11 protein-coding genes are annotated in these 12,683 nt (G+C 70.6%); 4 read left to right on the top strand and 7 right to left on the bottom strand.

All coding sequences use genetic code 11. The features are described from left to right. Position 1: 1 nt before the first annotated feature. The 3 genes from QWJ38_RS01310 to QWJ38_RS01300 form a co-directional block, all read right to left on the bottom strand. Positions 2-1,090: an AI-2E family transporter gene (locus QWJ38_RS01310; RefSeq protein ID WP_290357231.1), complete on the bottom strand. Its 1,089-nt coding sequence runs from the start codon at positions 1,088-1,090 to the stop codon at positions 2-4. A 101-nt stretch (positions 1,091-1,191) separates the two neighbouring features. Beyond that, positions 1,192-2,115, bottom strand: a complete 924-nt coding sequence (locus QWJ38_RS01305) for a YihY/virulence factor BrkB family protein (RefSeq protein WP_290357230.1) — start codon at positions 2,113-2,115, stop codon at positions 1,192-1,194. Then, a complete protein-coding gene (locus tag QWJ38_RS01300; protein ID WP_290357229.1) occupies positions 2,087-2,245 on the bottom strand; it encodes a hypothetical protein in 159 nt (52 codons plus the stop codon). Before QWJ38_RS01300 ends, QWJ38_RS01305 begins: the two co-directional genes overlap by 29 nt. 137 nt (positions 2,246-2,382) lie before the next feature. Between QWJ38_RS01300 and purB the strand changes: the two genes are divergently transcribed. Next, complete coding sequence (gene purB / locus QWJ38_RS01295; RefSeq protein ID WP_290357228.1) at positions 2,383-3,750, top strand: adenylosuccinate lyase; 1,368 nt, start codon at positions 2,383-2,385, stop codon at positions 3,748-3,750. A 6-nt stretch (positions 3,751-3,756) separates the two neighbouring features. On the opposite strand, the gene QWJ38_RS01290 is transcribed toward purB, so the two are convergent. After that, complete coding sequence (locus QWJ38_RS01290) at positions 3,757-4,275, bottom strand: GNAT family N-acetyltransferase (RefSeq protein ID WP_290357227.1); 519 nt, start codon at positions 4,273-4,275, stop codon at positions 3,757-3,759. A gap of 62 nt (positions 4,276-4,337) precedes the next feature. On the opposite strand from QWJ38_RS01290, the gene pyrF reads away from it, so the two are divergent. From pyrF to QWJ38_RS01275, 3 genes are all read left to right on the top strand, one after another. Further along, the gene (gene pyrF, locus QWJ38_RS01285; RefSeq protein WP_290357226.1) at positions 4,338-5,162 is read left to right on the top strand and encodes an orotidine-5'-phosphate decarboxylase; all 825 of its coding nucleotides are present in this window, start codon (positions 4,338-4,340) and stop codon (positions 5,160-5,162) included. A 154-nt stretch (positions 5,163-5,316) separates the two neighbouring features. Then, entirely contained in the window at positions 5,317-8,610 is a 3,294-nt protein-coding gene (locus QWJ38_RS01280; protein WP_290357225.1) for a PAS domain-containing hybrid sensor histidine kinase/response regulator, read from the top strand. A 306-nt stretch (positions 8,611-8,916) separates the two neighbouring features. Further along, positions 8,917-9,627, top strand: coding sequence for a queuosine precursor transporter (locus tag QWJ38_RS01275; RefSeq protein WP_290357224.1), 711 nt, complete (start codon positions 8,917-8,919; stop codon positions 9,625-9,627). A gap of 7 nt (positions 9,628-9,634) precedes the next feature. Here the strand turns inward: QWJ38_RS01275 and QWJ38_RS01270 are convergent, their stop codons facing one another. The 3 genes from QWJ38_RS01270 to QWJ38_RS01260 form a co-directional block, all read right to left on the bottom strand. Further along, positions 9,635-9,856 (bottom strand): hypothetical protein, encoded by a 222-nt coding sequence (locus QWJ38_RS01270; protein WP_290357223.1) that lies wholly within the window; start codon positions 9,854-9,856, stop codon positions 9,635-9,637. A gap of 81 nt (positions 9,857-9,937) precedes the next feature. Beyond that, complete coding sequence (locus QWJ38_RS01265) at positions 9,938-12,214, bottom strand: xanthine dehydrogenase family protein molybdopterin-binding subunit (RefSeq protein ID WP_290357222.1); 2,277 nt, start codon at positions 12,212-12,214, stop codon at positions 9,938-9,940. After that, positions 12,211-12,681: a (2Fe-2S)-binding protein gene (locus QWJ38_RS01260; protein WP_290358033.1), complete on the bottom strand. Its 471-nt coding sequence runs from the start codon at positions 12,679-12,681 to the stop codon at positions 12,211-12,213. The genes QWJ38_RS01265 and QWJ38_RS01260 overlap by 4 nt, the downstream gene beginning before the upstream one ends. Positions 12,682-12,683: the final 2 nt, after the last annotated feature.

Raw genomic sequence — 12,683 nt, 5'->3', positions numbered from 1 at the left:
CTCAAGGCCCCGAGCGCTTGCCGCCGGACTGCGGCTCGATCAGCGCCGGCCCGGTCGAGCGCGTCGTCCACAGCTGCACCAGGGTCAGCCCGACGGCCAGCACCGGCGGGCCGATGAAGACCCCGATGAAGCCGAAGGCGACGATGCCGCCGAAGACGCCGAATACGATCAGCAGCAGCGGCAGGCTGGAGGTGCGGCTGATCAGATAGGGTTTGACGAAGTTGTCGATGCTGCTGATGACCAAGAGGCCCCAGATCAGCATGAAGATCGCCCAGCCGACGCTGCCCTGGTAGAACAGCCAGGCGGCCGCGCCGCCCCAGATCAGCGGCGGACCGACCGGCACCATGGACAGGAAGAAGGTCGCCGTGCCGAGCAGCAGCGCGCCGGGCACGCCGGCGATCACGAAGCCGAGGATGGCCACCAGCGCCTGCGCCAGCGCGGTGCCGAAGATGCCCTGCACGACCCCGGTCACCGTGTTGTCGATGGTCGCCAGCAGCTCGTCGGCCAGCCCGCCGGCCAGGCGTGCCAAGATGCCGCGCGCCGACTGCACCAGCGCCTCGCCGTCGCGGTAGAAGAAGAAGCAGATGAAGGTGGCCAGCGCCATCTGCAGCAGGCCCGAGCCGATCGCCTTGCCGGCGACGACCACCACCGCGCGCGCCGGCTCGATCAGGCTTTTCAGCGCCGCCACCAGCTCCTCGCGGCTGCCGGCCAGCCGGTGCCAGTAGCCGTCCAGCGATTCGCCAACCAGCGGGATGGTCTTCAGCCATTCGGGCGGCTGCAGCGGGCCCTGCTCGAGCAGCTCCTTGATCGCCTGCACGGCGGCGCCGACATCGTCGGCCAGGCTGGCCGCCAGCGCCGTCGTCGGGCCGATCACCAGCACCACCAGGCCCAGGGTCATCAGCAGCGCGGCCAGGTTGGAGCGCCCGCGCAGCGCCCGCCGCAGCCGCGCATACAGCGGCCAGCTCGACGAGCAGGCGACGGCCGAGAACAGGATGGCCGGGATGAAGGGATGCAGGATCTGATAGCAGCCGAAGACGACGATGACGACGGCGGCGAGCTGGGCGTACTGCTGCAGGGTCTCGGTTTTCACGATGGCGGGGAAGCGCCCCGGATGGCGCGGCGTGGCGGAGTGGGAATCGGGAATTAGGTCTCGACGCAGCATAGCAACAAGCCGCCCCGCCGCCACCCTGCTCAGCCGCCCTCGGTGCTGAAGGCCTGCGGCGGCCGCTGCGCGGCGCCGCCGGCCACCTGGCGCTCGTACTCGGCGATCAGCTGCGCGCCGAACAGCAGCAGGGTCGCGGCCAGCTCCAGGCTCAGCAGCACCGCGATGGCCGTCGTCAGCGAGCCGTAGACGGTGCCGATCTGGGACAGGGTCGTGAAATACCAGACCAGCAGATGGCGCGACAGCTCCCACAGCAGCGCGGCCGCGACGGCCCCCAGCAGCGCATGGCGCAGCGAGAGCCGGCCGACCGGCATCACCAGATAGACGGAGGTCAGCACGAAGACCTCGCCGGCGAAGCCCAGCAGGTAGAGCAGCAGCCCCGAGACCCGGCCCAGCGACCAGCTGTGCCAGAGGAAGTCCAGGCGCTCGCGCCCCATGGCCTCCAGGCTGCCGGCGACCAGGGTCACCAGCAGCAGGCCCAGGCCCAGGCAGAGGATGTAGGCATAGGGGATCAGCGCCGAGACGAGGAAATGCCGGCGGCGGATCGCGACGCGGTGGTGGAAGATCACCGACATCGCGTTCTCCAGCACGGTGAAGGCCAGCGAGCTGAAAAACAGCATGCTGACCAGGAGCAGCCAGCCGATCACGTCGCGGTGGGCGAGGAAATGGGCCAGCTCGCCGACCATCACAGCGGACTGCCCGGGTACCAGCCACTCGAGGTAATGGCCCAGCGTCTGCAGCAGCTGCGCGCGCTCGACGAAATGCGACAGCGCGATCACCGTCAGGATCAGCAGCGGGACGATGGACAGCAGCGCGTAATAGGCGACCGCGCCGGCCAGCAACAGGCCCTGATTGGCGCGGAAGGCCTTCAGCGCCTGCAGCGCGAAAGCGCCCGGATGCCAGAGCGGGCCGGCGCCGGCCCGCTCAGCTGTCCGGCTCGATGATGCGGTCATGCTCGGGATCGTCGGGAATCAGCGGCGGGATCACGCCATCGTCGGGATCGATCGGCGGCAGGCCGGGTTCGAGCTCCTCGGGTTCGTCCAGCGGTCCGGGGCGGGGAATGGCGTGCATGGATTGGGGCATGGCGCTCTCCGGTTGCCGCACCATGGTCGTCCCGCTGCCGGCGTGGCGGGGTCGGACTGGGTCGCGTGCCGCTGTCGGCCGATGCCCACAGGGCGCCGGCTAAAATCTGCGGGTTAGCCCCAAGCCAAGACCCGCCCATGAACCTCTCCTCCCTGTCCGCCCTGTCGCCGCTGGACGGCCGCTACGCCAACCGCATGGGCAGCCTGCGTCCGCTGCTGTCCGAGTTCGGCCTGATGCACCGCCGCGTGCAGGTCGAGGTCGAGTGGTTCATCGCCCTGTCGGACGCCGGCTTCGCCGAGTTCGCACCGCTGTCCGAGGCCGCGCGCGGCCTGCTGCGCGGCCTGGTGGCGCGCTTCTCCGAGGCCGATGCGCAGGCGATCAAGGACATCGAGAAGACCACCAACCATGACGTCAAGGCGGTCGAGTACTGGCTGAAGTCGCGCTTTGAATCGCAGGCCGAGCTGAAGGCGGCCGGCGAGTTCGTGCACTTTGCCTGCACCAGCGAGGACATCAACAACACCAGCCATGGCCTGATGCTGAAGGCCGCGCGTGCCGAGGTGCTGCTGCCCACGGTCGACCGCATCGTCGCCAAGCTGGCCGAGATGTCGCACCAGCTGGCGGCCACGCCGATGCTGAGCCGCACGCACGGCCAGACGGCCAGCCCGACGACGGTCGGCAAGGAGATCGCCAACGTCGTCGCCCGCTTGCGCCATGCGCGCGAGCGCATCGCCGAGGTCAAGCTGCTGGCCAAGATGAACGGCGCGGTCGGCAACTACAACGCGCACCTCTCCGCCTGGCCCGAGTTCGACTGGGAAGCGTTCTCGCAGCGCGTCATCGAGAACCAACTGGGCCTGAGCTTCAACCCCTACACGATCCAGATCGAGCCGCACGACTACATGGCGGAGTTGTTCGACGCGGTGACCCGCGTCAACACCATCCTGATCGACTGGTCGCGCGATGTCTGGGGCTATGTGTCGCTGGGCTATTTCAAGCAGCGCACCAAGGCCGGTGAGATTGGTTCGTCGACGATGCCGCACAAGGTCAACCCGATCGACTTCGAGAATGCGGAGGGCAATTTCGGCCTCGCCAATGCCTTGCTGACGCATCTGAGCCAGAAGCTGCCGATCAGCCGCTGGCAGCGCGACCTGACCGACTCGACCGTCTTGCGCAATATGGGCGTGGCGCTGGGCTATGCGCTGCTCGGCTACGACTCGCTGCTGAAGGGCCTGGACAAGCTCGAGGTCAACGAGGCCGCGCTGGCCGCCGACCTCGATGCCGCCTGGGAAGTGCTGGCCGAGCCGATCCAGACGGTGATGCGCCGCTACGCGCTGCCCAACCCCTACGAGCGCCTGAAGGAGCTGACCCGCGGCAAGGCGATCACCGCCGATGCGATCCGCGACTTCATCGGCGGCCTGGAGCTGCCCGAGGCGGAGAAGCAGCGCCTCCTGGCGCTGACGCCGGGCGGCTATACCGGCAAGGCGGCCGAGCTGGCCCGCCGCATCTAGGCCGTATCAGTCGGTCGAGGCCTCCCAGGCGTAGAGCATCGACGGCCCGGTCTGGGCGTCCAGTTGCTGCACGCCCTGGGCGACCATGCCGATGGACTCCAGCACCCGCGCCGACGGGGTGTTGTCCGGCGCGATGATGGCCAGGATGCGGCGCAGGCCCAGCTGCTCACGGCCGTAGGCCAGGCAGGCGCCGGCCGCCTCGCGCGCATAGCCCTGGCCGCGGAAGGGGGCGGCCAGCGCATAGCCGACATCGACCTCGGGCAGCGAGTCGCGCTTGAACAGGCCACACATGCCGATCAGCTGGCCATCGCTGAGCCGCTCGACGGCCCAGAAGCCGTGGCCCAGGCGCTGGTAGGGCTCGAACAAGCGCGTTTCCATCCAGGCCAGCGCCTGCTCGCGGTCGCGCACGCCGGGGTCGTTGATATTGCGGTGCCAGTCCGGGTCGTTGACCAGGGCCAGCATGAAGTCGGCATCGGCCGGCGTGAACTGGCGCAGCCGCAGCCGCTCGGTTCGCAGTATTTCCATCGGTTCGGCGGGCAAAAGCTAGACAATACGGCACCTTAACCGATGCCCATGCCCGCCTGCCTATGAACTTCATCCAGCAGCTCCACCAAGCCGAAAGCCTGAACGACTCGCTCTTGTGTGTGGGACTGGATCCCGAGCCGGCCAAGTTCCCGGTCGGCTGGAAGGGCGATGCGGCGCGCATCTACGACTTCTGCGCCGCCATCGTCGATGCGACCAAGGACCTGGTCAACGCCTTCAAGCCGCAGATCGCCTACTTCGCCGCCCATCGCGCCGAGGAGCAGCTGGAGCGGCTGATCGCCCACATCAAGCGCGTGGCGCCGGCCGTGCCGGTGATCCTGGACGCCAAGCGCGGCGACATCGGCTCGACCGCCGAGCAATACGCCAGGGAAGCCTTCGAGCGCTACCAGGCCGATGCCGTCACCCTCTCGCCCTTCATGGGCTTCGACTCGGTGGAGCCCTATCTGCGCTATCCGGACAAGGGGGCGATCCTGCTGTGCCGCACCTCCAATACCGGCGGCAATGACTGGCAGATGCAGCGCCTGGCCGATGTGCCGGGCCAGCCGCGCCTGTTCGAGCATCTGGCCCGCCTGGCCGAGACCGAGTGGAACAAGAACGGCCAATTGGGCCTGGTCGTCGGCGCCACCTTCCCCGCCGAGATCGCCCGCGTGCGCGAGCTGGCACCCAGCCTGCCGCTGCTGATTCCCGGCGTCGGCGCCCAGGGCGGCGATGCCGAGGCGACGGTCCGGGCGGCCGGCCGCAGCGGCCCGGTGATCGTCAACTCCTCGCGCGCGGTGCTCTATGCCAGCGCCGGCGAGGACTTCGCCGCGGCCGCGCGCCGCGTGGCGCAGCAAACGCGCGAACAGCTCAATCGCGCTCGCGCCGGCTGAGAACTAATGCGCACATTGCCCGGCAGCCACCGATCTGCGGGGGATACCGGGGGCTGACTCTAGGCTCCGCGGTCGCCTTTCTCGGAGAGACTCCGCGCTCGGGCGGAGACTGTCTTCGCCCGGAGCGTTGAAGACAGTCGGAGCGATCGGCATTGTGAGCAAGGATTCCGTGGACGATTTGAGCAGCCTGGTGGGCCAGGAGCTGACGCCGGCCGAGCGCCGTGCGCTGCTGGAGCGCAGCGTGCGCTGGCGGGCGATGCGCCTGTTCCTGGCCGCCTGCGTCGCGCTCTTCCCGGTCGTCGCCATGGTGCTGCTGCTCAGCCGCGGCGCGGCCGAGCCGCTCGCCGGCGCGCTGCCGCCGCTGCTGGCGCTGGCGATCGCCGGTTTCAGCGCCGGCTGCCTGTGGAAGCTGCCGCGCCGCTATGGCGCGGAGGCGGTGCTGCTGGTGATGGGCCTGGTGCTGGCCCTGGTGCTGTCGGTGGCGATCTCGCGCCTGCTGGGGCTTTATTCGCTCAGCCTGACGGTGATGGGCCTGGTGGTGGCCCTGGGCACCGGCATGCTGGGCCTGCGCGCCGGCCTGTCGTTGGCGGCGGTCGCGCTGGCCGCGCTGGGCGGCCTGGCCTGGGCAGAGCTGGACGGCTGGGTCGTCAGCGATCTGGCCCTGCGCAGCCTGGCGCTGCGCGGCGGCACCCACGCCATGCTCTTGCTGGCCGGGCTGATGGTCGGCCTGGGCATGCTGCGCATGGTGACGCGCGCGACCCGCGAAGCCAGCGAGCGCAACGGCCGCTTCCGCGACCTGCTGGCGATGGCGGCCGACTGGTACTGGGAGATGGACCGCGACTACCGCTTCACCCATCTGGCCGAGGACAAGCCGGGCAGCTCGGGCCTGGACCTGGGCGCGCGCATCGGCAAGACGCCCTGGGAAATCGAGGGACTGGGCCTGTCGGACGAGGAGATGGACGCGCACCGCGCCGATCTCGAATCGCATCGCGCCTTCCACGGCGTGGTGGCGCGGCGCCGCGGCGGCGACGGCAGCAACCGCTATGTGTCGATCAGCGGTGAGCCGCGCTTCGATGCGGCCGGCAATTTCCGCGGTTACTGGGGCGTCGGCCGCGACGTCACCGGCGAGGTGCAGGCCGAGCAGGCCATCCACGCCACCGAGACGCGCTACCGCGAGCTGTTCCGCCGCTCGCCCAGCCCCCTGGTGCTGCACCGCTGGGGCCGGGTGCTCGATGCGAACCCGGCGGCGATGGCGATGTTCGGCTACACGCAGCGCTCGAGCATGATCGGCCAGGACCTGTTCTCGCATTACGAGCCCGGCGACGACGAACGCGGCCGCCAGCGCTCGGCCAAGATCGAGGCGATGGCGATCGGCGCGATGCTGCCGATGGCCGAGTTCCGCCTGCGCACCCTGTCGCGCCGGCGCCGCCTGGTGACGGCGACCAGCGTGCGCGTCGAGGCCGCCGGCGGCCCGGCGACCCTGAGCTTCTTCATCGACCAGACCGAGGCCTCGCGCGCGCAGGAGGCGCTGCGCCGCTCCGAGGGCCTGCTCTCGCATCTGGTCGCGACCAGCCCCGACGTGATCACGCTGACCGAGATGAACTCGGGCCGCTACGCGATGGTCAACAAGACCTTCGAGCAGCTGACCGGCTACAGCAGCGAGGAGGTGCTGGGCCGCACCGCGGACGAGCTGGGCATCTGGTACGACGCCGCCGACCGCCAGCGCGTCGTCGACGCGGTGCGCGGCCATGGCAAGCTCAGCGATCTGCCGGTCACCTTCGTCAGCAAGCGGGGCGAGCCGATCTCGATGGTGATGTCGGCCGCGCCCTTCGCGATGGACGGCCAGCAATACCTGGTCATCAATGCGCGCGACGTCACCGAGACCGAGCGCTCGCGCCTGGTCCACGAGGCCATCCTCTCGAACGCATCGATCGGCATCACCCTGACGCGCGACCAGCATTTCGTGATGGTCAACCGCCTGGTCGAGGAGATGTTCGGCTGGCCCGCCGGCAGCCTGGTCGGCCAGCATGGCAGCGTGGTCTGGCCCGGCCCGGAGGAGTACGAGGAGATCGGCCGCGACCTCGGCGCGCGCCTGGCCGCCGGCGAGCAGATCGAGACCGAGAAGCCGATGCGCCGCCGCGACGGCAGCACCTTTCTGTGCCGCATCCTGGCCAAGGCGGTCGACCCCAACCACCCGAGCCGCGGCGGCACGATCTGGATCATGGAAGACGTCACCGAGCGCCGCCGCGTCGAGGCGGCGCTGGCCCAGGCCAAGGACGAGGCCCAGGCGGCCAGCCGCGCCAAGAGCGCCTTCCTGGCCAATACCAGTCACGAGATCCGCACGCCGCTGAACGGCCTCTTGGGCCTGGCGCGGCTGGTGCAGCAGCCCGACCTCGACGAGGCGACGCGGCGCGGCTATCTGGACCAGATGCTGGACAGCGCCGAGAGCCTGTCCGGCCTGATCTCCGACATCCTCGACCTGTCCAAGATCGAGGCCGGGCGTCTGACGCTGGAGGCCGCGCCCTTCGCGCTGCGCGACATGCTGTCGACCATGCGCATGGCCTATCTGACCCTGGCGCAGGCGCGCGGTCTGGCCTTCAAGATCGAGGTCGACGAGGCGGTGCCGGCCTGGGTCGTCGGCGACCCGGTGCGCACGCGCCAGATCCTCTCCAACTACCTGACCAATGCGCTGAAGTTCACCGCCAGCGGCTCGGTCGCCGTGCGCGTGCTGGGCCTGGCCGGCGAGCGCGTGCGCATCGAGGTGGCCGACACCGGCCCCGGCATCGACGCCAGCCTGCACGAGCGCCTGTTCCAGCCCTTCACCCAGGCCGATGAGTCGACAACGCGGCGCTTCGGCGGCACCGGACTGGGCCTGTCGATCTGCCGCGAGTTGGCCCATCTGATGGGCGGCGAGGTCGGCCTCGTGAGCCGGCTGGGCGAGGGCTCGACCTTCTGGGCCGAGCTGCCGCTGCCGGCCGCGCCGACGCCGATCAGCAGCCAGCCGCGCGCGCTGCAGGACGGTCGCGACAATCGCGATCTGCAGGGCCTGCGCGTGCTGATGGTCGAGGACCATCCGGTCAATATGATGATCGCCGTCGCGCAGCTGCAGCAATGGGGACTGGAGGTCGCGCAGGCCAGCGATGGCAGCCAGGCGGTCGAGGCGATCCATGCCGCGGCCAGCATGGGCAAGCCCTTCGACGCGGTGCTGATGGACGTGCAGATGCCGGTGATGAGCGGCCACGAGGCCACGCGCCAGGTGCGCCGGCGCTTCGACGGCGAGGAACTGCCCATCGTCGCGCTGACGGCGGCGGCCCTGGTGTCCGAGCGCGACGAGGCGCTGGCCGCCGGCATGAACGACTTCCTGACCAAGCCGATCGACGCGCCGCGGCTGCGCCAGACGCTGGTGCGGCTGATCGGCCACAAGGAGAACGACCAAACGAGGAGTTGAAGCCCCTCGCCCAGCGGGTACGCTGGTCGGCCATCGGCGAGACGCCGATGGCGCTCGTGCCGTCCGATCCCGCGCAGGCGGGATCGGAGCCGCGGCACTCACTCCCCCGAGGGGAAGGCGATGCTCGCGGCGTCGAGCCGCAAGCACATCGTCAAGGCGGGCCGGCTTTGCGGGCTGGAGTCGGACACCGGCAGTCCCTGCGGACTGCCGGTGCCTACGGAAGGCCATCGGCCTCTGGCCGATGGCGGCCCGGCGCTCGGCCCGCGGTTATGCTGCGGGGCCGGATCTTGCGCCCGAACGAACGCCATGAACACCTCGCCCCGCAGCTACAAGTACTACGACCTGATCATGGCCGCCTTCGTGTGCGTGCTGCTGTGTTCGAACCTGATCGGGGCGGCCAAGGCGGCGCAAGTGACGCTGCCGCTGATCGGCACGGTGACCTTCGGTGCCGATCTGCTGTTCTTTCCGATCAGCTACATCTTCAGCGACATCCTGACCGAGGTCTATGGCTATGGCCGCGACCGCCGCGTCGTCTGGGCCGGTTTCGGCGCGCTGATCTTCGCCGCCTTCATGTCCTTCGTCGTCGTCCATCTGCCGCCGGCCAAGAACGGCTTCATGGACGTCTACCAGACCCAGCTCGAGGGCGTGTTCGGCAACACGCCGCGCATCGTCGCCGGCTCCATCATCGCCTTCTGCTGCGGCAGCTTCGCCAACAGCTATGTGATGGCGAAGATGAAGATCCTCAGCGGCGGCCGGCATCTGTGGGCGCGCACCATCGGCTCGACGGTGATCGGCCAGGCGGTCGATACGGGCCTGTTCTTCTTCATCGCCTTCTGGGGCATCTGGCCGCAGGAGCAGCTGCTGGCGGTGACCCTCACCCAGTACCTGTTCAAGACCTGCTGGGAGATCGTCATCACGCCCGTCACCGTGCGCGTGATCGGTTTCCTGAAGCGGGCCGAGGGTGAGGACTACTACGACACCGGCACCAACTTCACGCCCTTCACCCTGAAGGTCTGAGCGGCGCTCAGCGCTTGCGGCCGCCGACCAGCAGCAGGCCGCCGCCGGCGACGATGGCCGCGATGCCGGCCCAGGTCGGCACATTGACGGTCTGCTTTTCCTTGACCGACAGCTCGACCGGGCCTAGCTTGAGGTCGCGGCTGTCCTTGGTGTAGCTGAAGCCGCCGTAGAGCAGGGCCAGCACGCCGGCGATGATCAGACCGATGGCGGTGATGCGGATCGCATCCATGCTTGTTCTCCTTGTTGTCGGGCGGGCCCAGCTTAGGGCCGTCGCGGCGCCGGCCGCGTAGGAAGTCAGGCGCTTGCGGCGTCAGAACAGGGGCAGACGGCGGCGGCGCTCGCCGCTCAGCGCAAACAGCGCATTGGCCAGCGCCGGCGCCACCGGCGGCACGCCCGGCTCGCCGACGCCGCTGGGCGGACGCTCGCTGTCGATCAGATGGGTCTCGATCGCCGGCGTCTGCGCCAGGCTCAGCAGCGGATAGTCGTTGAAATTGCGCTGGCGGACCACGCCGGCGTCGATGTCGATGCGGCCGAACAGCGCGGCCGTCAGCCCGAAGACCACCGCGCCCTCGATCTGCTGGGCGACGATGCCGGGGTGGACGACGATGCCGCAGTCCAGCGCGCAGACGACCCGGTGCACGCGCGGCCGGCCGTTCGCGTCCAGCGACAGCTCGATCACCTGCGCGACGATGCTGCCGAAGCTCTCGTGCAGGGCCAGGCCTTGCGCCCGGCCCTGGGGCAGGGGCTGGCCCCAGCCCGCGCGTTCGGCCGCCAGCTGCAGCACCGCCGCATGGCGGGGCAGCCCGTCCAGCAGGGCCAGCCGGTAGGCCAGCGGGTCGGCGCCGGCCGCATGGGCCAGCTCGTCGACGAAGCTCTCGATGAAGAAGGCGTTGTGCGAATGGCCGACCGAGCGCCACATGCCGACCGGCACCGGATGACGGGTGGCCAGGTGGGCGATGCGCTGCGCGGCGATCGCATAGGGCTGGTCGAACAGGCCCTCGCTGGCCGTCTTGTCCGGCAGATCGACCGGGCCGGCCAGCGCCGGCAGCACCCGCTCCAGCCAGCGCGGCGCGATCGCGTCGCCGGCGCTGCCGATCTGCAGCGCCGTGGGCTTGCCGTCCGCGTCCAGCGCCGCCTGCAGCCAGGCCGCGCCGGCCGGGCGGTAGAAGTCCTGCGCCATGTCCTCCTCGCGCGCCCACAGCAGCTGCACCGGCGCGCCGCGCGTCTCCAGCGCCACGCGCAGCGCCTGGCCGATGAAGTCGATCTCCAGGCGCCGGCCGAAGCCGCCGCCCAGATAAGTGACATGGACGGTGACCGCGTCCGGCGCGACGCCGGCGATGCGCGCCGCCAGCTCGCGCGCAAGACCCGGCACCTGGGTCGGCGCCCAGATCTCGACCCGGCCATCGAGGATCTGCGCCGTGCAGTTGATCGGCTCCATCGCCGCATGGGCCAGATAGGGCGCCTCGTACAGGGCCTCGATCCGCTTCGGCGCGCGGGCCAGGGCCGCGGCCGCGTCGCCCTGCGAGACGAAGGCGAAACCGTCGGCGGCGGCGCGGCGCGCGGCCTCGGCCAGCGCGCTGGCGATCTGCGCGCTGTCCACCGCGCCGGCCGGGCGCGCCTGCCACTCGATGTCCAGCGCCCGCGCGGCGCGCAGCGCATGCCAGCTCGTGCGCGCAACGACGGCGATGGCCGGCTGGCTGCCGGCATAGGGGCCCAGCTGGACGACGCGCAGCACCCCCGGCTGCTGCAGCGCGGTATCGACCGGCACCGCGCCGGGCGCGCCGCCCAGCATGGGCGCATGCCGGACGGTGGCGTAGAGCAGGCCCGGCGGCCGCTGGTCGATGCCGAAGCGCGCCGTGCCCTTGACCTTGGCGGCCAGGTCCGCGCGCGGCAGCGGCTTGCCGATCAGCCGCCACTGGGCGGCGCTCTTCAGCTGCACCTCGCCGGGCGGGGTCAGCGCCGCCTCCTGGGCCAGTTCGCCGAAATGGGCGCGCGGGCCGGACGGGTGGCTGACCATGCCGTCCTTCAGCTGCAGCTCGTCCAGCGGCAGCTTCCAGCGCAGCGAGGCCGCGCCCAGCAGCTGCTGGCGCGCCGTCGCCGCCGCCCAGCGCAGCGGCTCCCAGGCGTCGGCGATGCTGGAACTGCCGCCGGTGGCGTTGATGCCCAGCTCGCGCGCCAGCTTGGCGATGCCCCAGGCGCCGAGCCGCGCCAGCGGCGTTTCGTGGCCCGGCTCGGTCGCGCGCGGGCCCAGCGGCAGCTGGCCGATGAACATGGCGACATTGCCATACAGCGAGTCGTGGCCGGCCGCGATCAGGAGCAGCCGCTCCAGCGAGGCCAGTTCCAGCTCCTCGGCGACCAGCTGGGCCAGCGCGGTGTGCACGCCCTGGCCCATCTCGCTGCGGTTCATCGCCAGCAGCACCGTGCCGTCGGCGGCGATCTTGATCCAGCCGTTCAGGCCGATCTCGCCCGCGCGCGCCGGCAAGGTGCCGGCCTTGCCGAGGCGGGCGCGCGGCGGCGCCACGCCAAAGCCGACCAGCAGGGCGGTGCCGCCCGCCAGGCCGCTGAGCAGCAGCGTGCGGCGCTTCACTTCTTCGCGCGCAGCTGCTCGGCCGCCGCCTTGATCGCGCGGCGCACGCGCGGATAGCTGCCGCAGCGGCACAGATTGGTGATCGCCGCGTCGATGTCGGCGTCGCTGGGCCGGCGGTTCTTCTCCAGCAGCGCGGCCGCCGCCATCAGCATGCCGCTCTGGCAGTAGCCGCATTGCGGCACCTGCTCGGCCAGCCAGGCGGTCTGCAGCGGATGCGGCCGGTCCGGGCTGCCCAGGCCCTCGATCGTGGTGATCGCGCGGCCCTGCACGGCCGCCAGCGGCGTCACGCAGGCGCGCGTGGCCTGGCCGTCGACCTGCACGGTGCAGGCGCCGCAGGCGGCGATGCCGCAGCCGTATTTGGTGCCGGTCAGGTCCAGCCCGTCCCGCAGCGCCCACAGCAGCGGCATCTCGGGGTCGCTGGCCTGCTCGGGCAGGCGGCGCAGCTGCCCATTGATCTTCAGCTCCATCC

Source organism: Roseateles violae (genome assembly GCF_030410485.1).
In the GTDB taxonomy this organism is placed as follows: domain Bacteria; phylum Pseudomonadota; class Gammaproteobacteria; order Burkholderiales; family Burkholderiaceae_C; genus Roseateles_D; species Roseateles_D violae.
Note: the sequence above shows the minus strand (reverse complement) of the source record. Positions and strands in the feature narration are given on the sequence as shown.